At 57.7% G+C, this 22,193-nt stretch carries 25 protein-coding genes and 1 tRNA gene; 22 read left to right on the plus strand and 4 right to left on the minus strand.

Translation table 11 applies throughout. The features are described from left to right. Positions 1-18: 18 nt before the first annotated feature. The 7 genes from J3349_RS11795 to J3349_RS14105 all read left to right on the plus strand — a co-directional run bounded on the left by J3349_RS11795 (position 19) and on the right by J3349_RS14105 (position 6,858). Complete coding sequence (locus J3349_RS11795; RefSeq protein WP_207677550.1) at positions 19-927, plus strand: alpha/beta hydrolase; 909 nt, start codon at positions 19-21, stop codon at positions 925-927. Next, positions 924-2,069: a mandelate racemase/muconate lactonizing enzyme family protein gene (locus J3349_RS11800; RefSeq protein WP_207677552.1), complete on the plus strand. Its 1,146-nt coding sequence runs from the start codon at positions 924-926 to the stop codon at positions 2,067-2,069. Before J3349_RS11795 ends, J3349_RS11800 begins: the two co-directional genes overlap by 4 nt. A 24-nt stretch (positions 2,070-2,093) precedes the next feature. Beyond that, entirely contained in the window at positions 2,094-2,789 is a 696-nt protein-coding gene (locus tag J3349_RS11805) for a DUF554 domain-containing protein (RefSeq protein ID WP_207677553.1), read from the plus strand. Positions 2,790-3,612: 823 nt separating this feature from the next. Continuing rightward, positions 3,613-4,047, plus strand: a complete 435-nt coding sequence (locus tag J3349_RS11810) for a plasmid mobilization relaxosome protein MobC (protein ID WP_117477403.1) — start codon at positions 3,613-3,615, stop codon at positions 4,045-4,047. Beyond that, positions 4,019-5,554 carry a relaxase/mobilization nuclease domain-containing protein gene (locus J3349_RS11815; protein WP_207677559.1) on the plus strand — a complete coding sequence of 512 codons (1,536 nt, stop codon included), beginning with the start codon at positions 4,019-4,021 and terminating at the stop codon, positions 5,552-5,554. The genes J3349_RS11810 and J3349_RS11815 overlap by 29 nt, the downstream gene beginning before the upstream one ends. 12 nt (positions 5,555-5,566) lie before the next feature. Then, the gene (locus J3349_RS11820) at positions 5,567-6,442 is read left to right on the plus strand and encodes a hypothetical protein (RefSeq protein ID WP_156075124.1); all 876 of its coding nucleotides are present in this window, start codon (positions 5,567-5,569) and stop codon (positions 6,440-6,442) included. Between the two features lie 137 nt (positions 6,443-6,579). After that, positions 6,580-6,858, plus strand: coding sequence for a transposase (locus J3349_RS14105; RefSeq protein WP_347565012.1), 279 nt, complete (start codon positions 6,580-6,582; stop codon positions 6,856-6,858). Here the strand turns inward: J3349_RS14105 and J3349_RS11830 are convergent. From J3349_RS11830 to J3349_RS11840, 3 genes are all read right to left on the minus strand, one after another. Continuing rightward, positions 6,847-7,098: a DUF6061 family protein gene (locus tag J3349_RS11830; RefSeq protein ID WP_207677561.1), complete on the minus strand. Its 252-nt coding sequence runs from the start codon at positions 7,096-7,098 to the stop codon at positions 6,847-6,849. The two genes, J3349_RS14105 and J3349_RS11830, sit on opposite strands and share 12 nt — an antisense overlap. Before the next feature lie 153 nt (positions 7,099-7,251). Further along, a tRNA-Pro gene (locus J3349_RS11835) sits at positions 7,252-7,327 on the minus strand. A gap of 61 nt (positions 7,328-7,388) precedes the next feature. Beyond that, positions 7,389-7,838: an Rrf2 family transcriptional regulator gene (locus J3349_RS11840; protein WP_158395944.1), complete on the minus strand. Its 450-nt coding sequence runs from the start codon at positions 7,836-7,838 to the stop codon at positions 7,389-7,391. 170 nt (positions 7,839-8,008) lie between these two features. On the opposite strand from J3349_RS11840, the gene J3349_RS11845 reads away from it, so the two are divergent. The 12 genes from J3349_RS11845 (at position 8,009) to J3349_RS11900 (ending at position 18,781) form a co-directional block, all read left to right on the plus strand. Beyond that, on the plus strand, positions 8,009-8,332 hold the full coding sequence (locus tag J3349_RS11845) for a rhodanese-like domain-containing protein (RefSeq protein ID WP_015565276.1): 324 nt from the start codon (positions 8,009-8,011) through the stop codon (positions 8,330-8,332). A gap of 648 nt (positions 8,333-8,980) precedes the next feature. After that, a complete protein-coding gene (locus tag J3349_RS11850) occupies positions 8,981-9,418 on the plus strand; it encodes a hypothetical protein (protein ID WP_149794918.1) in 438 nt (145 codons plus the stop codon). Between the two features lie 142 nt (positions 9,419-9,560). Next, the gene (locus tag J3349_RS11855) at positions 9,561-10,778 is read left to right on the plus strand and encodes a cysteine desulfurase family protein (protein WP_158395946.1); all 1,218 of its coding nucleotides are present in this window, start codon (positions 9,561-9,563) and stop codon (positions 10,776-10,778) included. 1 nt (position 10,779) lies between these two features. After that, entirely contained in the window at positions 10,780-11,229 is a 450-nt protein-coding gene (nifU, locus tag J3349_RS11860) for a Fe-S cluster assembly scaffold protein NifU (protein WP_158395948.1), read from the plus strand. A gap of 130 nt (positions 11,230-11,359) precedes the next feature. Beyond that, on the plus strand, positions 11,360-12,154 hold the full coding sequence (locus J3349_RS11865) for an NAD(P)-dependent oxidoreductase (RefSeq protein WP_207677562.1): 795 nt from the start codon (positions 11,360-11,362) through the stop codon (positions 12,152-12,154). Next, complete coding sequence (locus tag J3349_RS11870) at positions 12,151-12,741, plus strand: dipicolinate synthase subunit B (RefSeq protein WP_158397925.1); 591 nt, start codon at positions 12,151-12,153, stop codon at positions 12,739-12,741. The genes J3349_RS11865 and J3349_RS11870 overlap by 4 nt, the downstream gene beginning before the upstream one ends. A gap of 73 nt (positions 12,742-12,814) precedes the next feature. Then, positions 12,815-14,131 (plus strand): serine hydrolase, encoded by a 1,317-nt coding sequence (locus J3349_RS11875; protein WP_207677563.1) that lies wholly within the window; start codon positions 12,815-12,817, stop codon positions 14,129-14,131. Between the two features lie 84 nt (positions 14,132-14,215). After that, positions 14,216-14,782 carry a dTDP-4-dehydrorhamnose 3,5-epimerase gene (rfbC, locus tag J3349_RS11880; RefSeq protein ID WP_158395955.1) on the plus strand — a complete coding sequence of 189 codons (567 nt, stop codon included), beginning with the start codon at positions 14,216-14,218 and terminating at the stop codon, positions 14,780-14,782. A 6-nt stretch (positions 14,783-14,788) separates the two neighbouring features. After that, positions 14,789-15,598 carry an ABC transporter permease gene (locus tag J3349_RS11885; protein ID WP_223386786.1) on the plus strand — a complete coding sequence of 270 codons (810 nt, stop codon included), beginning with the start codon at positions 14,789-14,791 and terminating at the stop codon, positions 15,596-15,598. Positions 15,599-15,614: 16 nt separating this feature from the next. Beyond that, on the plus strand, positions 15,615-16,358 hold the full coding sequence (locus tag J3349_RS11890) for an ABC transporter ATP-binding protein (RefSeq protein WP_015565269.1): 744 nt from the start codon (positions 15,615-15,617) through the stop codon (positions 16,356-16,358). Positions 16,359-16,367: 9 nt separating this feature from the next. After that, positions 16,368-18,248: a glycosyltransferase family 2 protein gene (locus tag J3349_RS11895; protein ID WP_207677564.1), complete on the plus strand. Its 1,881-nt coding sequence runs from the start codon at positions 16,368-16,370 to the stop codon at positions 18,246-18,248. Further along, positions 18,245-18,781: a DUF5662 family protein gene (locus J3349_RS11900; RefSeq protein WP_158395959.1), complete on the plus strand. Its 537-nt coding sequence runs from the start codon at positions 18,245-18,247 to the stop codon at positions 18,779-18,781. Before J3349_RS11895 ends, J3349_RS11900 begins: the two co-directional genes overlap by 4 nt. 138 nt (positions 18,782-18,919) lie before the next feature. Here J3349_RS11900 and J3349_RS14215 read toward each other — a convergent pair whose 3' ends face one another. Beyond that, positions 18,920-19,042, minus strand: coding sequence for a hypothetical protein (locus J3349_RS14215; RefSeq protein ID WP_256276019.1), 123 nt, complete (start codon positions 19,040-19,042; stop codon positions 18,920-18,922). A gap of 330 nt (positions 19,043-19,372) precedes the next feature. Between J3349_RS14215 and rsxC the strand changes: the two genes are divergently transcribed. Genes rsxC through J3349_RS11915 form a run of 3 tightly spaced genes read left to right on the plus strand, consistent with a single transcriptional unit; the run spans position 19,373 to position 22,193 of the window. Then, complete coding sequence (gene rsxC / locus J3349_RS11905) at positions 19,373-20,695, plus strand: electron transport complex subunit RsxC (RefSeq protein WP_158403412.1); 1,323 nt, start codon at positions 19,373-19,375, stop codon at positions 20,693-20,695. Next, positions 20,695-21,648 carry an RnfABCDGE type electron transport complex subunit D gene (locus J3349_RS11910; protein WP_207677565.1) on the plus strand — a complete coding sequence of 318 codons (954 nt, stop codon included), beginning with the start codon at positions 20,695-20,697 and terminating at the stop codon, positions 21,646-21,648. Before rsxC ends, J3349_RS11910 begins: the two co-directional genes overlap by 1 nt. Further along, a complete protein-coding gene (locus tag J3349_RS11915) occupies positions 21,645-22,193 on the plus strand; it encodes an FMN-binding protein (protein WP_158395965.1) in 549 nt (182 codons plus the stop codon). The genes J3349_RS11910 and J3349_RS11915 overlap by 4 nt, the downstream gene beginning before the upstream one ends.

Consider the following 22,193-nt stretch of genomic DNA (forward strand, 5'->3'; position numbering starts at 1 on the left):
AAAGGAGCGCAAAATCCTATGACGTTAGAAGAAAAAGTCGCTATGGCCAATACCGTGCGCAGCCGCGACCGATTTGGTCCGGTCAGCCCGGAAGAGCTGGCCGCTCTGCCCGGCACCGAAAAAGAAATGTGGGTCGAAGTGGCCGATGGCCGCAAAGTCCATGTGTTCGAGGAACGTCCGGAACATCTGCCTGCCAAAGTAACCCTGCTGTTGAACTTCCACGGCGGCGGCTTTATCAAGGGCCGCACTGACCGTGACCGCCGCTATTGCTGCACCCTGATGGAGCAGCTGAACTGCCTTGTCTGGGATGTGGACTACTGCCTTGCACCGGAACAGGCGTTTCCGGCAGCAGTCGAGGAGACGTACGGTATCATCGCTTACGCCTTTGATCATGCGGAAGAACTTGGAATCGACCCTCAAAAAATCGTGCTGGCTGGTCACAGCGCAGGCGGAAATCTTGTCGCTGCCGCACTTATCAAAGATGCGGAAGCGCATCACCTGAAGCCCTGCTGCGCATTGCTTGAATATTTTCCTGTGGACAACACGGTCGATCCTGTAAATCGGCTCTCACCGGAGTTGCAGACTAACGAATTCTGGGTCAAACGCGCCCAGACGGAGAAACTGTATACCGATTTTTATGTTGGCGATGCCGATCCTGCCGATCCGCTGTGTTCGCCGCTCAAGGCAGATGAGACTGCACTTGCTGCATTTCCTGAGTGTCTTATCCTTTCCGCAGGCGAGGATAGTCTGAGAGACGATACAGAAGCTTTTGCATTGCGTCTGGTCAAGGCAGGTGTCTGCGTAACAGCACAGCGGATCCCGGAAGCCATGCACGGGTTCACGACAAACCGCACTCCCGGTTGGGAGCGCGCACTCAAAAAACATATCCAGTTCTTCCGGGAACATTTGCAGGAGGATAATTCATGAAGATCACAGATGTAAAACTGCGCTTTGCCAAGCATTATCTGTTTGTTCAAGTCTATACCGATGCTGGTATCGTGGGCTTGGGCGAAGCGGGCAACTGGGGCTATCTGCAGGCGACCGCAGCAGCAATTGAAAAATTTGCCGACTATCTCATTGGAAAAGACCCCTTCCGAATTGAAGATTTCAATCAAAATTTTCTGAGGTCGGTCTATTTCCGTGGCTCGGTCATCATGAGCGCAATTTCTGCCATTGACATTGCGCTGTGGGATATCAAAGGCAAAGCACTGGGTGTTCCTGTCTATGAACTGCTGGGCGGTAAGACCCGTGATAAGGTGCGCGTCTATGCTTCGGTGATGCACATCACGGAAGATAAGAATGAGCTGGCTGCACAGTATCAGCAGTTGCAGCAGATGGGCTTTACTGCGGCTAAAATTTTCTGCAACGGCCCCACAAGTTCTCCGGACGGCAAGGGCGAGTTCTTTTCCAGCCGCATCGAGCGGGAAGTTGAAAAGGTGCGTGTCTGCCGGGAAGCGGTCGGCCCTGATTTCGATTTCATTCTGGAAGTTCATCGCGGCATGACACTGCCGGAGGCGGTCGCTTTTGGTCGTGCAGTTGAGCCTTACCGTCCGATGATTCTGGAAGACCCTGTTCCGCCGGACAATGTAGATACTATGGCCGAAGTTGCAAGCAAAATCGGTGTGCCGATTGCTACTGGCGAACGTGCCATTGACCTGCGTGAGTGCGAAGTGCTGATGGCTCGCCATGTCTGCCAGTATATCCGTCCCGATGTGTGCGCTGTGGGCGGCATCACTACCAGCAAGAAGATTGCTGCACTGGCAGAAGCACATGATGTTCTAGTGATTCCGCACAATCCGCTTGGCCCGGTCTCTACGGCGGCCTGTTTGCAGATTTGCGCTTCCATTCCGAATCTGGGCATTCAGGAACTTCCCGGTTTCTGTCTGAACGGTGCAGAGGATAAGATGGTCAAGGAGCCGCTGCGTTATGGGAACGGCTGTATGCTCATCCCCGATGCTCCCGGCATTGGCGTGGAGCTGGCAGATGATGCTGAGGAGCTTTATCCGGCGAGGGAACGTGGCAGCAACGCTGCCCGCCGTGCCTTTGACGGTGCGGTAAAAGATTGGTAACAAGAAAGAATGTGAGGTTGACATATGCCGATTGGGGTTTTGACAAACTGTGCCGCCGTGCTGCTTGGCGGTCTACTGGGAACATATCTTGGAAAGATTCTCCCGCGGGGACTAAAAGACAATCTGCCGACTCTTTTCGGTTTCTGTTCCATTGCAATCGGTGTCAATTCCATTATCAAAGCATCTGGAATGACTGCGGTCGTGTTAGCGATTCTGGTCGGCTTTACGATTGGCCATCTTCTGCATCTTGAACAGTGGACAAGTAAATTTTTTCATAACCTTGTTCGGGTACTCCATCTTGGTGGGGAGGACATTGATATGGAATTTTACATCACAGCGGTCGCGCTGTTCTGCTGTTCCGGCTTTGGATGGTACAGCACTCTGACAGAGGGCATCACAGGCGATCCAAGCCTATTGATGTCCAAGGCTGTTCTTGATGGATTCACGGCAATGATCTTTGCGGCTTCCTTGGGTAAATCCATATGCGCAATTCCTTTGCCGCAGTGTGCGATTCTTCTTGTCGTATACATGGTTGGTCGCACTTTATCCGCTTATTTGACCTCCACAATGTTTGCGGATTTGTCGGCTTGCGGCGGCATTTTAACAATGGCTGCGGGTTTCCGCGTCTCTAAAATCAAGTCAGTTCCCCTCGTTGACTTGATGCCTGCCTTGATCCTAGTGATGCCTTTCAGTATGGCGTGGAGCGCACTGATGGGCTGATAGGAGCGTTCTCCCTTTCAACCGGGCTGTTCTTTCATTTATGAATAGAGCAGCCCGGTTTTCTTTTTGGCTGACTTTGCACGAATGATGAGGAAAGAAACTATCGACAAAGAATAACTGTTTTAACAGAAGTCTTACTATTGTCGCTTTATCGTGATAAATTTTGCAAAACCATCTTGACGTACCCACGCTTCCATGATACCCTTTATTCCAAATCCTGCTGAAAAAGTGGTGGTTCTCACCGTGATAACCACCACTTTCAGCGGATAATCACCTCGGAAAGAACGTACCGTCCCGCAACACACCCGATTCATTTTGCCGCCGATTCACCCGACAAAATCCATCGCTGCGCTGCGTGGGCGGTATTTTTCTTTTCCGGGAAGCTGTACCTTGAATCCTTCATAAGCCGTCTGAACGTGATACCGTGCCATGACCTTACACTTTCTGTGGGCGAGCCGGACAACGCCGCTGCAAAACAGGGGCAGGAACTTCGTTCGGAGTAAACGGTGACCCCCTTACATGAGCAGCACCACCTCTACTTATTTTTGCGCCTTAACAATTCGGAAACATTTGTCGAAAGTTGATTTTGAGCGCAGCGGTAGAGGGCAAGAACCGTCCCGTGGCCACAAATTTTCAATTCTTGAAAATCTTGTGTTCCTCCGGGACTTCACTTCTTCAATGCGTCTGCATTTCCGAAGTGATCTTGTTGGGGCGTGCCTGCCCCAAACCCTGCTCATGGTTCGCACCTGACGGTGCGAACAGCAACGGCGTGTCGTGCTTTACATAACTTCACCGAGGAGTTATCGAACAGACAGGAGGTACAATGACCAAAACGAATGTCAAAGCAAATCCTAGCACGACCCACCGCCACGACACGCCGAACAACAAAACGCACATCATCAAGTTCCGTGTGACAGCGGAGGAAAAAACGTCACTGGAACTCACTTGCAAACTCCTGAATCTCTCCCTCTCCACTTTTATCCGCCGTGCCATCCACAACGTCAAGATCGAGAAAACGGTCATCGTTGCAGGCGGCGGAGAAGAAACCCTGACCGCTGTTTCCACCTTGCTTGCCCAGTGCAGCAAGGTGGGCGGCAACCTCAACCAGCTTGCAAGGCACTTCAATTCCGGCGGTGCAGACACCGAGCAGATCCGGGCGAAACTCCTTGACGAACTTGCAGACCTGACCGCATTTCGGCTGCACGCCGAGAAAGTTCTGGGTGAACTGTATGGCAACGCTCAAGCATATAAGCTCTAAAAACTCGGACTACACCGCCATCGAAACGTACCTCGTTTACCAGCATGATGCGTTCACCGGGAAGCCACTTTTGGATGAACAGGGAAAGCCGAAGCTGCGGGATTCGTACCTGCTCGACACCCTTGAGTGCGGCGATTTCTCGTTTGCAACTGCCTGTCTGCTGGCAAACCGAAAGTACAACAAGAACAACCACCCGGAAGATATCAAGAGCCACCAGTATATCATCAGCTTTGACCCACGGGATGCAGTTGAAAACGGCTTGACCATGGAGAAAGCGCAAGCCCTCGGTTTGCAGTTCTGCAAAGAAAACTTTCCCGGTCATCCCGCCATCGTCTGCACTCACCCGGATGGGCACAACCATTCGGGAAATATCCACGTCCACATCGTGATCGGCAGCATCCGAACACGAGAAGTGGAGCGCAAACCCTATATGCAGAAGCCCCGCGACTGGCGCGAGGGCATGAAGCATTCCAGCACCGCCCAGACCATGCGGCACTTGCGTGTTGAGGTCATGGAGCTGTGTGAGGGTGCCGGACTGTACCAGATTGACCTGCTCAACGGCTCGAAAGAGCGTGTCAGCGAAGCTGAGTATTGGGCGCGTAGGCGTGGCCAGTTGAAACTTGACCGTGAGAACGCAGCCCTCACCGCAGCTGGACAACCGCCCCGGCAGAAGAAGTTTGAAACCGTAAAAGATACCCTGCGGAAACAGATTTCTTCGGTGCTGTATCGCGCTGTGAGTTTTGAGGATTTTTCCGATAGACTCATGCAGCATTACGGCATTGCCGTCAAGGAAAGTCGCGGATGCCTAAGTTATCTGCCTGCTGGAAGAACAAAGTTCATCCGAGCGAAACATCTCGGCGATAGATTCGACAAGGCAGCAGTGCTTTCCACGTTGCAGGCAAACTCCGAACGAAAACCCAAGGTGCAGTCCAAGCAGGATGTCATCAGGAAACTGATCGACATCCAAGCGAAGCTGAAGCAGGGCAAGGGCATTGGCTATAAGCGTTGGCTCACGAAACACAATCTCAAAGTTATGGCACAGACCGTGAATCTTCTGCAGGAAAAGGGCTTGACCGACGAGGACGCTCTAAGCCAGCGCATCGCTGAACTGGAAACCAAGTATCACGACGCACTGGCGGTGGTGAAAGACCTCGAAGGTCGCATGAAGGCCAACAAAGAGCTGCGCTATCACGTCGCAGCCTACGCTAGCACCAAGAACATCGCACAGCAGTTCAAGACCGCCAAGCGACCCGCAGCTTTTGAGGAGCAGCACCGTGCAGAGCTGACAGCGTACCGGGCGGCAGCAGTCTATTTCAAGGCAAACGATATCACTAAGCTGCCCAACCCGAAAAAGCTGGAAGCTGAGTATGCGCAGCTGGCATCCGAAAAGGCAAAGTTCTACGAACAGTACAAGGAAGCCAAGGAAGAACTGTTCAAGCTGAAAACCGCAAAGCAGAATGTTGCGTCCTTTTTCCGGGAGGAAGAACCGGCGCAGCAGGAGAGATAAAGGAGTGTGCGTATGATCAACTTGAAAATCGACCCGGAGTTCCAGAATCAGATTCCGCCGCTGACGGACGATGAATACAAGCAGCTGGAAGAAAACATCCTCAAGGAAGGCAAGCTGCTCTCTCCTTTGATCGTGTGGAACAACACACTTGTTGATGGTCATAATCGTTATGAAATCGTTCAGGAGCATCCTGAAATCTCTTTCTCCACCATGCCGCTCCCGTTTGAAAGCAGAGAAGAAGTCCTCGCATGGATCTGCAAGAATCAGCTGGGGCGGCGCAACCTCACGCCGGAGCAGAAGAAGTTTCTCATTGGAAAACAGTACAGTGTAGAGCATCGAAAGCCCGGTGGAAACGGCAACAATCAGTACACGACAGCCACGCAGGAATCTGTTCAAGAGGAATTGTGTCAAAATGACACAATTCCTCCCACTGCTACGGAAAACAGCGTCCGTAAGCAGATTGCGGAGCAACACAATGTCAGCGAATCCTATGTTGCCCGTTCTGAAAAGTTCATGCGAGGCGTTCAGATCATGGATCAGATGATACCCGGTATGCAGGAGAAAATCTTGTCCGGGCAGTTCAAAGTCCGTGATGCCGATATGCACCGTCTTGCCAGAGCAGATTTTCCGAACCGCAAACAGATCGTGCACGAGATTCTGCACCCGGAGGACCGCCCTGCTCCGCAGAAACGAATCTACGGAATCAACTATTCTGCACTGGAAGCTGCCGTCCGGCGAATCCAGCAGGATGTTGATTTCCTGATGAAGTATCTCCCCAAGGTGCCTGATGATGCCTATGTGAAAGTGGAGACCACGAAGATTCTCAAACAGCACAAGGCATATATGGCACAGTTTGAAGAACTGCTGAACGATGAAAAAGTCGCATAACGACAGGCACTTGTAAGCCATCAACGAGCCACCAGCCGCAAGTGCAGGGCGGAAGCCATCTGCGCCCTTGCGCCTGATAAAAATTGGAACTTTGATTTTCTTGCCCGGCTTTGCTGCGGTGGGACGATCAAAGGAGCGTGCGTTTGAACAAAAAGAAAAAGTCCACAAACACTTCCCCCTATCCCGATGAAGCCATCGAACGTCTGGCACGGGCATTCTACCCGGCGATTCTTGCCTGCTGGAACAGCGAGGAAGGTCAGCGGGAGTTTGCTGCGTGGCAGGCAGAACAGGCTCATCTCTCCGGCAAAGAAAAACAGGAAGTTCCCGATGGGGAACTCCCTGCCTTACTTATCGTGTGTGGATTTTTCAGGGTGCGTCCGGCAGGGCGCACTCTGTTTTTGCGTTCAGTCCTCTAGTCCGTGACTCCCAGCCACGTTCTTCAAATATTCCTCCGGTTCGCCGTTCAGAATCAGTTCAGCATACGCCAGCGGGTCGTTGTAGATGAGGTAATCCAATTCTGCCCTCTGCGCCATAGTGACATCCAGCGCATCCTCGCCCCCGGTGCAATCAATGGAAATTTTGCGCCCATCCCGGAGTAGCAACTCCACGCACCCGGTGTCCATGTTAAACTTGCAAGCTCTTGCATCGTACTTCATAATCCTGTCCTCCTGAAATCATTGTCTAGTTTGTATCGGTCAATCTATGATTTCGGATTTCATCTTCTGCCGGGAACCTCTATTGAGATTTCCGAAGAAAATAAATAATCCGAACCCATCTCCTATTGGAAATAAGTTCGGATTATTTTTGTCTGGTCGGAGTGGCGAGACTCGAACTCGCGGCCTCCTGCTCCCAAAGCAGGCGCGCTACCAACTGCGCAACACCCCGGCGGTGATACTTAGATAGTATACCTTTTTTTGGACGCGGAGTCAATCCCGGGGTGGAAAAATCAGGACTTGGTGCCGCAGCAGCCGCAGCCCTCTTTGACGGCGGGCAGGCTCTGGGCCAGCTGCTCGAGGGTGACGCTGTCGATGTATTGGTTGATCACATCGTCCAGCCCGGCCCAGAAAGGCAGAGTGAAGCACTGGTCAGACATGGGACATTCGTTGGTCTCGCTGCCGAGGCAGGGGATGGGGGCAACGCTGCCCTCAATGGCGCGCAGGATCTCACCGGCGGTGTAGTCGGCGGGGGCTTTGGTCAGGCGGTAGCCGCCCTGACTGCCGCGCTCACTCTTGACGAGGCCTACGCGGGCCAGCGGGGTGACGATCTGCTCCAGATATTTCAGGCTCAGCTGCTGGCGCTCGCTGATCTCCTTCAGCGAGACGGTAGAACCCGGGGCGTAGCGGGCCAGCTCGGCCATCAGCCGCAGCGCATAGCGGCTCTTGGTGGAAAATTTCATAGCGGTTCTCTCCTTGCTTGCCTTCCAGTATACCACGACTACCCGCTTTTGGAAAGTGAAAAAACCTGCCTTTTGCTCCGGACGCGGAAATATCGAAAAGTCATCTTGCTAGAACAAAAAATATCTGTTATCATAAGATGATGCAACAAGAGATATAAGGAGAGACACTTATGATACAGAAGATCGAGCCCGCAGCCGCCATCCGTCTGCTGGACGCGAAAAAGGCACAGGCTGTGGACGTGCGGGAGCCGGACGAGTACGCAGTGGGCCATATCCCGGGCGCAAAGCTGCTGCCGCTGGGTGAGGTGATGAGCCGCGCTGCCGAGGTGCTGCCCGACAAGGACGCACCCTGGCTGGTCTACTGCCGCACCGGCCGCCGCAGCGCTGACGCCGTCCAGAAGCTGGATGCGCTGGGCTATACCAATATCTATGATTTGGGCGGCATCCTCAGCTGGCCCTATGAAATTGAAGGGGACTTTGAGGGACATTTCTAATGTGATGGAGAGCGTTTTCTCGCGCCGGTGGCGCGGGGGTAGAGCGCTTTTTCGCTGGGCTAAGTTCTCTTTTGCGTGCCAAAAGAGAACCAGAAAAGCACCAGCGATTTCGACGCGCTGGATCCACGAGAAAGGGGCTGCTCGCCCCTTTCAGACCCCGAAGGGGAAGTCGAAGCCCAAAAATGCTAGCCGCTTCGCTAAACGCATTTTTTGGGCTTCTCCGGTTTACGGCTCCGCCGATGGTGTTACGCTTTCGCAGAACTTTACGTTCAGCAAGGGCGTAAAGTCTGCTGCGAAGCAGCAAATTGGAGAAACGAGAAAAAAGCGTTAAGCGCAGCGACTAGCTTTTTTCCGTTTCGACCTCATCTTCGGAATCGTTAAGGGCGAGCAGCCCTTAACTCGTTGCGGGGAGAGTGGAGTCCAGAGGTAGGGAGGGGGGATTCGAAACACCCCTCCCTATCTCTGGCCCGCGCGGAGCGCAAGCCACTTGACCAAAAGAAAAAACCAGCCCCGCGCCACCAGCGCGAGAACCAGCTTAAAGAAAAAACCGGCTCTGCCTCTGGCTCGCGCGGAGCGCATAGCCATTTGACCGAAAGAATAAAACCCGCCCCGCGCCATCGGCGCGCGCAGAAGCAGAAAGGACAGAAGATGTTTACCGCCAAACAGTTCGCCGGCACCCACTGCGGTTGCCGCTACCAGCAGGACTACCGCCCCACGCTGGGCAAAGACGGCAAAAAGGAGTCCGGCACGCTGGAAGTCATCAAGTTCTACTACGACGGTGCCATCCGGATGGAGCAGCACTGCTACGGCGAGGCGGCGACCTTTGTATTCGGCGTCTGGGCCGAGGGGATGGACGCCGACGGCACCCTCCACTGGGCGCTGCCCGACCGCCGCAAGAGCTACTACGACGAGGACTATCTGCCCCGAAAGCTGGACCGCGTGGACGAAGCGGGAAATCTCTACTTCGACGGCAGCCCTTTCCCGTGGAAGCTGGCCGACGATTTCGACGAAGACAAGCGCTGGGGCTACCCGAAATGGAAGGTGTTGCTGGGAAAACTCACCGGAAAAGGCCGGAAATGTGACTGAATCACGAAATTCGAGTATTCCCATTGACATACTAGGGAATGATATGATATAACTATTCCGTCAAATGGAATATATGCGGGCAGCGCCCCGGCCCCCTGGAAGGCGCGGTGCTCCCGTATTTTAGCAGAAAGGAACCATTCCTATGGAAAACACAGAAAAAGTGGTTTATCTGGATAACGCTGCTACCACTGCCTGCGCTCCCGAAGCACTGGCTGTGATGGTCGAGGCACTGAACGGCGCCTGCGGCAACCCCAGCAGCCATTATAGTGTGGGCTATGAGGCCAAGGAGTTCGTGGACAAGGGCCGCGCACAGGTGGCAAAGGCCATCAACGCCTCCACGTCCGAGATCTTCTTCACCGGCTGCGGCTCTGAGGCCGACAACTGGGCTGTGAAGGGTACTGCCTTCACCAAGGCCCGCCAGAACAAGAAGCACCTTATCACCAGCGCTTTCGAGCACCACGCCATCATGCACAGCATGGCCGCTCTCGAGCGTCTGGGCTTCGAGGTCACTTATATCAAGCCCACCACGGAGGGCTACATCCGTCCGGAGGATGTCGAGGCTGCTATCCGCCCCGACACCGCCCTCATCAGCATCATGATGGCCAACAATGAGATCGGCACCATCCAGCCCATCAAGGAGATCGCTGAGATCGCCCACAAGCACGGCGTCTGGATGCACACCGATGCGGTTCAGGCTGTGGGTGCCATCCCCGTGGACGTCAAGGAGCTGGGCGTGGATATGCTGTCCATGAGCGCTCACAAGTTCAACGGCCCCAAGGGCATGGGCGCGCTGTACTGCCGCAAGGGCATCTGGCCCCAGAACCTCATCGACGGCGGCAGCCAGGAAGCACGCCACCGCGCTGGTACTGAGAACGTCGCCGGCATCGCTGGCATGGGCAAGGCCCTCGAGATGGCGACCGAGCATCTGGAAGAGCGCATGGCCCACGAGAAGGAGTTGCGTGACTACGTCATCGACCGCATCCTGAAGAACATCCCCGAGGCCCGTCTAAACGGCGGCCTTGAGCATCGTCTGCCCGGCAACGCCAACATCAGCTTCCCGGGTCTGGAGGGCGAGACCATCCTGCTCGACCTCGATATGCACGGCATCTGCGCCTCTACCGGCTCTGCCTGCAACTCCGACAGCCTTGACCCCAGCCATGTGCTGCTGAGCATCGGTGTGCCGGAAGAGATCGGCCACGGTTCCATGCGGTTCACCTTTGGCCCGCAGAACACGATGGAAGAAGCGAAATATCTGTGCGATGTGCTGGAGGAAGTCATTCCCCGCCGTCGTGCTATGAGTTGTATGTGGCTGCAGGGCCAGAACACGGCCCGTCACTTCAGCCTGAAGGGAGAAAACTAAAATGGCAGGTATGTATAGCGCAAAGGTCATGGAGCATTTTGCACATCCGCACAACGTGGGTGAGATCCCCGACGCAAACGGCGTGGGTGAAGTCGGCAACCCCAAGTGCGGCGACATCATGCGGATGTACCTCAAGATCGAGAACAACGTCATCGTTGACGTCAAGTTCCTCACCTTCGGCTGCGGCGCTGCGATCGCAACCAGCAGCATGGCCACCGACCTCATCAAGGGCAAGACCATTGACGAGGCTCTGAAGCTGACCAACAAGGCCGTTGTCGAGGCTCTGGAAGGTCTGCCTCCCATCAAGGTCCACTGCTCTGTTCTGGCTGAGCAGGCCGTCAAGTCCGCTCTGTCCGACTACTACCGTCGTCAGGGCATCGACCCGGAACCCATCGTGGGCAAGCTGGAAGAGGACTGCGACCATTGCAGCGGCGAGAGCTGCGGCCGCTGAGGCGCACTCCTGAATCCCAAATAAAAGTAAGGCCCGGCGGATGCTGTAAAGTGTCTGCCGGGCCTTTTTGCACCCTCGGCACAGCCTCTGCATAGGATGGCACACCGAGTATGTGGGAGGGGGCCTTGCAGTGGAAGGACAGAAATGCTTTGCGGTGGTGGGCGGCGACGCCCGGCAGGCCGCAGCGGCCCGGGCGCTGGCCCGGGCCGGGTACAGTGTGGGCGGGCCGGAGATGATAGCGGTGGCAGATTATATCCTGCTGCCCCTGCCGCTGGACGCGGCACGGACGCCGCTGGCCGAATTGCTGCGGGCCGCAAGGCCCGGTACGCTGGCGCTGGGCGGGATGCTGTCGGTGGAGGCGAAAGCCATCGCCGCCGAGGCCGGGGTAGAACTAGTAGACTACTTCGCCCGGGAAGAGCTGACCATCCGCAACGCCATCCCCACGGCGGAAGGGTGCATCGGCATCCTGATGAAAGAGCGCAGCCGCACCCTCTGGGGCAGCAGCATCCTGCTGACCGGCTTCGGGCCGGTGGGGCAGGCGCTGGGCGTCCGGCTGGCGGCGCTGGGGGCGCAGGTGACGGCGGCGGCCCGCCGCCCGGCCCAGAGGGCGCTGGCCGAGAGCTTCGGGCTGCGGAGCATCCCCATCGACCGGCTCGGGCAGATAGCGCCGGCTTTTGATACAGTGGTGAACACGGTGCCTGCGCCGGTGCTCAGCGAGGCAGTGCTGGCCCGGCTGCGGCCGCAGAGCTTTATCGTAGATTTGGCGTCCCGCCCCGGCGGCACCGACTTCGACGCGGCCCGGCGGCTGGGCCACAGAGCCATCCATGCGCTGAGCCTGCCCGCCGCCTGCGCGCCCGAGACGGCAGGCGAGGCAGTGGCCCGGACAGTGTGCGATATGATCGGGCAGAGGGAGGAAGCATCATGATAGAGAAGAAACGACGCTGCGCGGCCTTTGCGGTCTGCGGCAGCTTCTGCACACTGGAAGCGGCGCTGGATGCGGCCCGTGCGCTGCGGGGGCAGGGGTGGGAACTTCTGCCGGTGATGAGCTTTGCGGCGGGGCAGGACACCCGCTTTGGCCGGGCCTCCGGCTGGCGGCATCAGCTGGAAGGGCTGACGGGCCGTCCGGTTCTGGACACCCTGCAGGCGGTGGAGCCTCTCGGCCCACGGCATCTGGCTGACGCCCTCGTTATCGCGCCCTGCACGGGGGCCACGCTGGCCCGGCTGGCCGAGGGCCTTTCCGACACGCCGGTGACGCTGGCGGCGAAGAGTCTGCTCCGGGTGGGCTGTCCCATCGTCATCGCTGTCTCGACAAACGACGGGCTGGGCGCTTCCGGGGAGAACATCGCCCGGCTCTACCAGCGCAAGCACTATTATTTTGTGCCTTACGGGCAGGATGACCCCAACACCAAGCCCCAGAGCCTCAAGGCGCGGTTCGAGCTGCTGCCCCAGACGCTGGAAGCGGCGCTGGAAGGGCGGCAATTACAGCCGGTGCTGCAATGTCCGTGTGGATGAAAGGTGTCTTTTCAGGCAGGGGAAAGTGTGGTATACTAAGTTTATCTATGAAGATTTGTGGAGAATTGATCGAATGAAAAAATACATCGCTGCACTTCTTACAGCGTTGCTCCTGCTCTGCACGGCGCTGTCTGCCGGGGCGGTGGGTCCGGCTCTGACCACGACGGAGGCTTACTGCATCATTGATGCAGACACCGGCCTCGTGCTGGCACAGCAGAATATGAACGAAGAACTGCACCCGGCGTCCATCACCAAGGTGATGACGCTGGGCCTTGCCTGCCAGAAGGCGCAGGGAAACTGGGACGGCGTGAAGCTCACGGTCTCCCACGAGGACGTCTACTCCCTCGCAGGCACCGATTCCAGCCACATCGCCCTGCGGGAGGGGGAAGAAGTCCCCCTGCAGGACGCTCTTTACGGAACCATGATCGCCAGTGCCAACGACGGCGCGAATCTGCTGGCCGAATACTTCGGCGGCGGCACCATCGAGGGCGGCGTGGCCGCGATGAATGCCCAAGTGCAGGCGCTGGGCCTCGAGCACACCCACTTCGCCAACCCCCACGGCATCAGCGGCGATGACCACTACACCAGCTGCTACGACATGGCTCAAATTCTGCGATGGGCGCTGACTCAGCCGGGCTTTGAGACCATTTTCACCCGGCTCGAGATGTACACCATGGCGCCCACGAATGTCCAGCCGGTGACCCGCTATTTCTCCCAGCAGGACAAAATGCGGCTGAGCTACAGCCGGTATTACATCCCGGCCATCCGCGGCTCCAAGATAGGCTACACCAACATCGCCCGCTACAGCTACGTCTGCCTCGCGGAACAGAACGGCGTCCGCCTCATCTGCGTGACCATGCAGAGCGAGATGAAGACCGATAAGTACAACGACGTCCGCACCCTGCTGGACTACGCTTTCGCACGCTATACCGGCTACACCGACCTGCCCTCCCAGGGCCTGACCGGAGAGGTGGAAGTCGTGGGCGGCGGCGGAACGCTGGGCAAGGTGACCGTCACCGACCCCGGCGTCCGGCTGCTGCTGGCCGACGGCGTGACGGCGGGGGACGTCTCGGCGTCGCTGGAACTGCCCGAACGATACGTTCTGGGTACTTCGCCGGAAGTGTACGCAGTGTATACCGTCAATGGCGGCGATAAGCAGGAATCGACGAGTGTCCGGGTCCCGGCGGTACTCACCGGGCTGGATGCGCTGCTGGAAGCGAACGCGGGCAGAGAGCTGGACACGGCCTCTGACGTTAAGCCTGCCAGGACGGCGGGAATGCTCATCGCCATCTCGCTGGCCTGCACGGCAGCTGCTGCCTGTGCCACGCTGTGCGTGATGCGGGTGATGCGCCTCCGGAAAACCAAAAAGCAAAAGCCCTCGCAACATTAAAAATCGCGAAAAAGCTGCAAAAGGCTTTTCCATATACAACAAAATAACAAAAAACGATAAAACAAAACAGAGAGGAAAATAATTATGGGCAAATTCACCTTTACGCAGACTGAGATCCCCGGTGTCGTCGTCATTGAGCCGCAGGTGTTCGGCGATGACCGCGGCTATTTCATGGAGACTTACCAGAAAGACCAGTTCGCCGAGGCCGGCATCGACAAGGAATTCGTGCAGGACAACCAGAGCCGCTCCACCCGCGGCGTGCTGCGCGGCCTCCACTTCCAGAAGAACCACACCCAGGGCAAGCTGGTGCGTGTGACCAGGGGCGAAGTCTACGACGTCGCCGTGGACTGCCGCCCCAACAGCGCCACCTTCGGCAAGTGGGTGGGCGTGACCCTCTCCGAAGAGAACAAGAAGATGTTCTATATCCCCGAGGGCTTTGCCCACGGCTTCCTCGTGCTGAGCGATGTGGCCGAGTTCTGCTACAAGTGTACGGATGTCTACGACCCCACCAGCGAGGGCGGCATCCCCTACGACGACCCCACCGTCAACGTCCAGTGGCCCGACTGCGGCTGCGAGCACAAGACCAGCGCCAAGGACAAGCTCCATGAGCCCTTTGCCGCCCAGAAGTTCGAGTATTTTGAAAAGTGGTGATCGCCTGTGAAAAAACTCAAGGCAATGTTCAACGGCCTGTGGTGCTACCGCTATCTGCTGTGGAACCTCGTCAGCCGTGACTTTAAGCTCAAATACCGCCGCAGCGTGCTGGGCGTGGTGTGGAGCGTGCTCAACCCCCTGCTCATGTGTCTGGTGTACTGGGCGGTGTTTAGCAGCCTGATGGATATGCGGGGCAGCGGCATCGACAACTTCCCGGTCTTCCTGATGTGCGGCCAGCTGCTCTTCAACTTCTTCAACGAGGCCACCTCCACCAGCATGAGCAGCGTCCTCGGCGCGGCCTCCCTGCTGAAAAAAGTCTATATCCCGAAATATGTCTTCCCGCTGGAAAAGTGCTGCTTCGCCATGGTCAACTGCGTCTTCAGCTTCGTGGCGCTGGCGCTGGTCATGGTGTTCACCGGCAGCCCCATCCATATCACGGTGTTTGAAGCCCTCTACCCGCTGGTGACCCTCTTCTTCTTCAGCCTCGGCGTGGGCCTCTTCCTCGCGGCGGCGACGGTGTTCTTCCGGGACATCATGCACATCTGGAGCGTCTTTATCACGGCGCTGCTCTATTTCTCCGCCATCTTCTACGACCCCACCCAGATGACCTTCTCCATCGGCGGCTTCAACATGCAGCAGATCATCAAGCTGAACCCGATGTACTGGTATATCACGGGCTTCCGCCGAACCCTGATGTGGGGCATCCCGCTGGACATCAACATGTTCCTCGTCTGCGGCCTCTGCGCCCTCATCTCGATGCTGGTGGGCGTCCAGATGTTCCGCAAGACACAGGACCGCTTCGTGCTGCATATATAAGAAGGAGGAGAGAACGATGGAACCTATCATCAAAGTGGACAATGTGTCCATGTGCTTCAACCTCTCCACCGAAAAGCACGAGAGCCTGAAGGAATACCTCCTTGCCATGGTGCAGGGACGCTTGCAGTACGACGAGTTCTACGCCCTCAGGGACGTGAGCCTCGACATCATGCCCGGCGATTTTTACGGCCTTGTGGGCCTGAACGGCTCGGGCAAATCCACCCTGCTCAAGACCATTGCGGGCGTGTACAAGCCCAGCAAGGGCAAAGTGACTGTCAACGGCACCATCGCCCCCCTCATCGAGCTGGGTGCGGGCTTCGACATGGACTTGACCGCCCGGGAGAACATCTACCTCAACGGTACGGTCCTGGGCTTCTCGCCCAAGTATCTGGACGAGAAGTTCGACGAGATCGTGGAGTTCAGCGAGCTGCAGAACTTCCTCGATGTGCCGCTGAAAAACTACTCCTCCGGCATGGTGGCCCGTATCGGCTTTGCCATTGCCACCATCACCAAGCCTGACATCCTCATCGCCGACGAGGTGCTGGCGGTGGGCGACTTCCTCTTCCAGCAGAAGTGCGAAAAGCGGATGAAAGAGCTGATGGCCGGCGGCACTACGGTGATCCTGGTGTCCCACTCCATCGAGCAGATCGAGCGCATGTGCAGCAAGGTGGCATGGCTGAGCCACGGCCACCTCAAGATGAACGGCGACACCGAGACTGTCTGCAACGCCTATAAGGCCGTGCAGCGGGGCGAGGCATAAGGACTGGATATGAATGTACGACTCAAACGCGCCAAAGAGCTGATGGGCTATGCCGTCCAGCTCACGAAAGACGAGGGCCTGCCCACGATGGTAAAGCGGGGCGCGGGCTTTGTCCGCCGCCGTTTCTTTGGCAAGCGGGCGCGCTATCTGCCCGGCAAAAAGGTGCTGGAAGCTCAGGCCGCCGAAATGGCCGGCAAGACCGCTGAGAACTGCGGCCTGCCCACCATCTCCATCCTGACCCCACTGTATAATACGCCCGAAAATTACCTGCGGAAATTTCTTGGCTCCTTTGTGAACCAGACCGCCCCCAATGGTCAGCTCTGCCTCGCGGACGCTTCCGACGACGCCCACCCCGAGGTGGAACGTGTCGTAAGGGAATATCAGCAGAAAAATCAACGAATCGTATACAAAAAGGTCGAAAATAAGGGCATCGCCGCCAACACCAACGCCGCCGAGACGCTGGCGACGGGCGAATATCTCGCCCTCGCCGACCACGACGATGTGCTGGCCCCCCACGCCATGTACGCGATGGGTAAGGCTGTCTTGCAGCTCCGCGAAAAGGGTGAGCCGGATGGTTTCCTCTACAGCGACGAGGCGCTCTTCACCAAGGACATCAAAAAGCCGATGGTGGGACACTTCAAGCCCGATTATGCCCCGGATTATCTGCTCTGCTGCAACTACATCTGTCATCTGGCAGTCTTCAAGCGGGCGCTGTATGAGCAGCTGGGCGGCGAACGCCCCGAGTGCGACGGCAGTCAGGACCACGACCTCTTCCTCCGGCTCATCGAACAGACCGGCGGTGCGGCTCATCTGCCGCAGGTGCTCTACTACTGGCGGGTCCATGCGGGTTCGACCTCGAGCGGCACCGATGCCAAGCCCTATGTGGCGGCGGCGGCGAAAAAGGCGCTGACGGACCATCTGAGCCGCACCGGGCGCACCGGCACGGTGGAGGATGGGCTTTTCCCCAGCACCTACCGGGTCAAGTGGGACATCGAGGGCGACCCAAAGGTGAGCATCCTCATCCCCAACAAAGACCACACCGACGACCTCGAGAAGTGCCTGTACAGCATCTGGTCAAAGACCGAGTGGGATAACTTCGAGGTCATCGTCATCGAGAACAACTCCACCGACCCGGCCACCTTTGCCTATTATAAGGATGCTGAGAAGCGGTACGAGGGCCTGAAAGTGGTCACCTGGCCGGAAAAGGGCTTCAACTTCTCAGCCATCAACAACTTCGGACGGAAGGCGGCGCAGGGCGAGTACCTGCTGCTGCTGAACAACGACGTGGAGGTGCGGAACGGCGACTGGCTCACCGAGCTGCTGCGGCAGTGCGCCCACCCCGGCGGTGCGGCCATCTGCGGCGCGATGCTCTACTATCCCGACGAGACGCTCCAGCATGCGGGCGTCGTCACGGGTCTGGGCGGCTACGCGGGCCACAGCCACAAGTACAAGAAGGCGGGCGGCAGCGGCTATCTGTTCCGCGCCGCTACCGTGCAGGACTTCTCCGCCGTCACGGGTGCCTGCCTGCTGGTCAGGACCAGCGTGTGGGACGAGGTGAAGGGGCTGGACGAGAAGTTTGCCGTGGCCTTCAACGATGTGGACTTCTGCCTCCGGGTGCGGGACAAGGGCTATCGCATCGTGTGGACGCCCTACGCCCAGCTGACCCATTACGAGAGCAAGAGCCGCGGCGGCGACGAGAAAGACCCCGTCAAGGCGGCGCGCTTTGCCGCCGAGCAGCAGCGGCTCTACGACGTCCACGGCAAGGCGGATATTCTGGACGACCCCTATTATAACCCCAGCCTGACCCGCGACCGGGAGGATTTCTCGGAGAGCGGCGATTTGCGGAACCTCAAAGAGGGAAAAGTGACAGTGAGGTGGCGAAACGCATGAACATCAAAGGCCATTTTGAGACCATCACCCGGCACAAGCTGCTGGTGATGAAATACTGCTTTGCCTGCGGGCTCTACGAGCAGGGCCTTGCCCACGACCTGAGCAAGTACAGCCCCACCGAGTTCATCCCGGGCTGCATCTACTATCAGGGCGACCACAGCCCCAATGAGGCGGAGCGGGAAGCCAGGGGCTACACCTCGGCATGGCTCCACCACAAGGGCCGCAACAAGCATCACCTCGAATACTGGATAGACTACAGCACCACGAAAGCCGGCCTCACCGGTATGAAGATCCCCCTGCGGTACGTCTGCGAGATGGTCTGCGACCGTGTGGCCGCCAGCCAGATCTATCTGGGCGACAAGTACACCGACGCCTCCCCTTGGGAGTACTATGAGCACAGCAAAGACCACTATCTGCTCCACCCCGAGACGAGAGCGCTGCTGGAAAAGCTGCTCAAGATGGTGCGGGACATCGGGCAGGAGCGGACCTTCGCGTACATGAAGTTCCTGCTGGGCTGCGAAAAAGATTACTAAAAAGACAGAATGCCCCCGGATGCTCTGTATCCGGGGGCATTCTCAGCAGGCGGCACAAGCCGTAAAAGCCAAACATCCCCCAGCCCGGGCGGCACACCGTTCAGGCTGGGGGATGACTGCGTTTCAAAAATGCGAGGCTCAGTCTTCGCTGTTGTCGATCTGGATATAGCGGGGGCCGTGCTTGTCCACAAAGAGCAGCACGCCGGTCAGCGTGACAGCCAGACAGGTCAAAACAGCGAGCATTACTTTCAGAAATTTCATGGTAGACCCTCCTTGACGGCTCAGACCGCACGGCGCGGGATGCGCCTGCGTGTTCGTTTGGTTGTAGTATAACATATTCTTCCCGGAAAGGCAAACGACCGGACTTTGGGAAAAGTTGTGCGATACTAACGAAAAAATGGGAGGTTAGTCACAGCTAATCGTTAAAAACAGCTAAGAAATTCAAAGAATTTGCATCATTTTGGCCTTGTTGTCGTTGACTTCCCACCGCAAAATGATACAATAAACATGTTAAGCAGCAACTGTCCCTGTACCAGTGCGCCTGCATGGGCGTGGGGACAGCAATTCAAGCAGAATGGGGGATTTAATTCCATGTTGAACAAGCTGAAACGTGCGGCGCTTGGCGCGCATACGCCGCATGACAAGGCAACTGCTGCAAGCAAACCGGTCCCGATGCCTCTGCCCGCGCAGGTACGCATCCTGATGAGTCAGCATATCGGCGCTCCCGCCAAGGCTTTGGTGAAGAAGGGCGACGAGGTGTTCGTCGGTACCAAGATCGGTGAAGCTGGCGGCTTTGTGTCTGCAAATATCCACTCCAGCGTCTCGGGCACTGTGGCGGCTGTGGAGCCGTTCCGTCTGTCCAATGGCCGGATGTGCGACTCTGTGGTCATCAAGACCGATGGCAAGCAGGCCGTAGACCCCGCCGTGAAGGCACCTGAAGTGACCGATAAGGCCAGCTTCCTCGCCGCCGTGCGTGAGAGCGGTCTGGTGGGTCTGGGCGGCGCAGGCTTCCCGACTGACGTCAAGCTGCAGCCCAAGGACCCCGTGGATACCCTGCTCATCAACGCCTCCGAGTGTGAAGTCTGGCTGACCAGCGACACGCAGGAGATGCTGAACTGCGCAGACGACATCGTCCGCGGCATCGAGGCTGTGCTGAAGTACACCGGCATCCCGAAGTGTGTCATCGGCATCGAGAACAACAAGCCCGAGTGCATCGACCTGCTGTGCCAGAAGACGAAGGACAAGCCCGCCATTGAGGTGAAGCCCCTGCCCAGCGTCTACGGCACCGGCGCAGAGCTCATCCTCATTGAGAAGTGCCTGGGCCGCGAGGTCCCGCACGGCGGCCTGCCCGCCGCTGCCGGCGCCATCGTCATGAACGTGACCAGTGTGTCCAGCCTCGGCAAGTATCTGGCTACCGGTATGCCGGTGGTCAGCCGCGTCATCACCGTGGACGGCGATGCCTGCGAGAAGCCCCAGAACCTCATCGTCCCCGTGGGTACTTCCTACGAGGATGTCCTGAACACTGCCGGCCTCAAGGGCGGCGTCACTCTGGGCAAGGTCGTGGCCGGCGGCGCTATGATGGGTCCCGCTGTGCGTGACCTGAGCTACCCCACCACCAAGACCACTTCCGGCCTTATCATGCTGAGCGAAGCGACCGCACAGCCCCCGCAGGTCAACCCCTGCATCCGCTGCGGCCGCTGCGTCGAGTACTGCCCCATGGGTCTGGAGCCCGTGGAGGTCAACCAGGCTTACGCTGCCCGCGACGTCCAGGAGCTGGGCAAGCTGCACGTTGACTACTGCTTCAACTGCGGCTCCTGCACCTTCGTCTGCCCGGCTAAGCGTCCCTGCACCCAGATGATGGGTCTGGCCAAGGCATTCTATCTCGGTGAAATCAAAAAAGGAGGCAATAAGTAATGGATACGAAGCTTATTGTTTCGGCCTCCCCGCACCTGCGCTCTGAGGAGACGACCACCGGCCTGATGGCCAACGTGATCGTGGCCCTGACCCCGTGCGTCGTGGCCTCTGCCATTATCTTTGGTCTGCGTGCTCTGCTGGTCACCGCAGTGTCCGTCGTGGCCTGCGTGGCTTTCGAGTGGCTGTACTGCAAGCTGCTGAAGAAGGCAAACCCCATCAGCGATCTGTCCGCCGTCGTCACCGGCATCATCCTCGCCATGAACGTGCCTGTGGGCATGCCCATCGGTGAGCTGCTCATCGGCGACTTCGTGGCCATCATCGTGGTCAAGCAGCTGTTCGGCGGCATCGGCATGAACTTCGCGAACCCCGCTCTGGTGGGCCGTATCGTGCTGTTCGTCAGCTTTGCCGGCGCTATGAACAACTGGGTGTTCCCGGATGCAGCGGTCGATCAGCTGTCCTCCGCTACTCCTCTGGCTGTGGCTGACCCCAACAAACTGAGCCTGCTGGACCTCTTCATGGGCGTCCACGGCGGCGTTCTGGGTGAGACCTGCGCTCTGGCCATCGTGCTGGGCCTGATCTACCTCGTGGTCACCAAGACCATCAGCATCGCCATCCCTGCCGCTTACGTTGGCAGCATGTTTGTGTTCTATCTCATCGCCACCCACAGCGTCCACGCTGCACTGGTGGCTGTGCTGAGCGGCGGCCTGATGTTCGGCGCTGTGTTCATGGCCACCGACTACGTCACCAGCCCCTTCACCCTGAAGGGCAAGCTGGTCTACGGCGTGGCTCTGGGCGTCGTCACCTTCGCGATCCGTTACTGGGGCAGCTACACCGAGGGCGTGTCCTTCGCACTGCTGTTCATGAACCTGTGGGTCCCGTACATCAATGACTTGACCCGCCAGACGCCGTATGGCTATGTCAAACCTGCTAAGAAGGAGGCTGCTGGCAAATGAATAAGTCTACTTGGGAAAGCACGGTAAAGCCGGTAGTCGTGCTGAGCGTCATCGCACTGGTGGTCAGCTTCCTGCTGGCCCTGGTCAACTCCTTTACTGCGCCTATCATCGAAGAAAACCAGAAGGCCGCCACTCTGGCAGCCTATGTGGACGTCATGCCCACCGTTTCTGACGCCAAGACGCTGGAAGAAGTGACCGACTACACCACCGAGAACGTCACCGGCGTCGTCAAGGCCGAGGATGGCAGCATCGCCATCAAGGCTGAGGAGAAGGGCTTCGACGGCGGCATCCTCACCGTCATCATGGGCTACGACACCAACGGCACCGTCACCGGCATCTGGGTGGACGCTTCCACTCAGACCAAGGGCATCGGCTCCAATGTCGCAAACGACACCTTCCTTGCCCAGTTCAACGGCATGGACGGCACCCAGAATATCGCCATCGGTCAGGGCGGTTTTGACGCATACAGCGGCGCGACCATTTCCTCTAAGGCACTGTTCGCCGCCATCAACGACTGCGTCAACTGCTACAACGAGCTGGCATAA

This window comes from Faecalibacterium sp. Marseille-P9590, from assembly GCF_017377665.1.
Taxonomy (GTDB): Bacteria; Bacillota; Clostridia; order Oscillospirales; family Ruminococcaceae; genus Faecalibacterium.

What these genes read in the sequence shown, in the direction of transcription:
- J3349_RS11795 (WP_207677550.1), top strand. Translation starts at nt 19, where the DNA reads ATGACGTTAGAAGAAAAAGTCGCTATGGCCAATACCGTGCGCAGCCGC.
- J3349_RS11800 (WP_207677552.1), top strand. Translation starts at nt 924, where the DNA reads ATGAAGATCACAGATGTAAAACTGCGCTTTGCCAAGCATTATCTGTTT.
- J3349_RS11805 (WP_207677553.1), top strand. Translation starts at nt 2,094, where the DNA reads ATGCCGATTGGGGTTTTGACAAACTGTGCCGCCGTGCTGCTTGGCGGT.
- J3349_RS11810 (WP_117477403.1), top strand. Translation starts at nt 3,613, where the DNA reads ATGACCAAAACGAATGTCAAAGCAAATCCTAGCACGACCCACCGCCAC.
- J3349_RS11815 (WP_207677559.1), top strand. Translation starts at nt 4,019, where the DNA reads ATGGCAACGCTCAAGCATATAAGCTCTAAAAACTCGGACTACACCGCC.
- J3349_RS11820 (WP_156075124.1), top strand. Translation starts at nt 5,567, where the DNA reads ATGATCAACTTGAAAATCGACCCGGAGTTCCAGAATCAGATTCCGCCG.
- J3349_RS11830 (WP_207677561.1), bottom strand. Translation starts at nt 7,098, where the DNA reads ATGAAGTACGATGCAAGAGCTTGCAAGTTTAACATGGACACCGGGTGC.
- J3349_RS11840 (WP_158395944.1), bottom strand. Translation starts at nt 7,838, where the DNA reads ATGAAATTTTCCACCAAGAGCCGCTATGCGCTGCGGCTGATGGCCGAG.
- J3349_RS11845 (WP_015565276.1), top strand. Translation starts at nt 8,009, where the DNA reads ATGATACAGAAGATCGAGCCCGCAGCCGCCATCCGTCTGCTGGACGCG.
- J3349_RS11850 (WP_149794918.1), top strand. Translation starts at nt 8,981, where the DNA reads ATGTTTACCGCCAAACAGTTCGCCGGCACCCACTGCGGTTGCCGCTAC.
- J3349_RS11855 (WP_158395946.1), top strand. Translation starts at nt 9,561, where the DNA reads ATGGAAAACACAGAAAAAGTGGTTTATCTGGATAACGCTGCTACCACT.
- nifU (WP_158395948.1), top strand. Translation starts at nt 10,780, where the DNA reads ATGGCAGGTATGTATAGCGCAAAGGTCATGGAGCATTTTGCACATCCG.
- J3349_RS11870 (WP_158397925.1), top strand. Translation starts at nt 12,151, where the DNA reads ATGATAGAGAAGAAACGACGCTGCGCGGCCTTTGCGGTCTGCGGCAGC.
- J3349_RS11875 (WP_207677563.1), top strand. Translation starts at nt 12,815, where the DNA reads ATGAAAAAATACATCGCTGCACTTCTTACAGCGTTGCTCCTGCTCTGC.
- rfbC (WP_158395955.1), top strand. Translation starts at nt 14,216, where the DNA reads ATGGGCAAATTCACCTTTACGCAGACTGAGATCCCCGGTGTCGTCGTC.
- J3349_RS11890 (WP_015565269.1), top strand. Translation starts at nt 15,615, where the DNA reads ATGGAACCTATCATCAAAGTGGACAATGTGTCCATGTGCTTCAACCTC.
- J3349_RS11895 (WP_207677564.1), top strand. Translation starts at nt 16,368, where the DNA reads ATGAATGTACGACTCAAACGCGCCAAAGAGCTGATGGGCTATGCCGTC.
- J3349_RS11900 (WP_158395959.1), top strand. Translation starts at nt 18,245, where the DNA reads ATGAACATCAAAGGCCATTTTGAGACCATCACCCGGCACAAGCTGCTG.
- J3349_RS14215 (WP_256276019.1), bottom strand. Translation starts at nt 19,042, where the DNA reads ATGAAATTTCTGAAAGTAATGCTCGCTGTTTTGACCTGTCTGGCTGTC.
- rsxC (WP_158403412.1), top strand. Translation starts at nt 19,373, where the DNA reads ATGTTGAACAAGCTGAAACGTGCGGCGCTTGGCGCGCATACGCCGCAT.
- J3349_RS11910 (WP_207677565.1), top strand. Translation starts at nt 20,695, where the DNA reads ATGGATACGAAGCTTATTGTTTCGGCCTCCCCGCACCTGCGCTCTGAG.
- J3349_RS11915 (WP_158395965.1), top strand. Translation starts at nt 21,645, where the DNA reads ATGAATAAGTCTACTTGGGAAAGCACGGTAAAGCCGGTAGTCGTGCTG.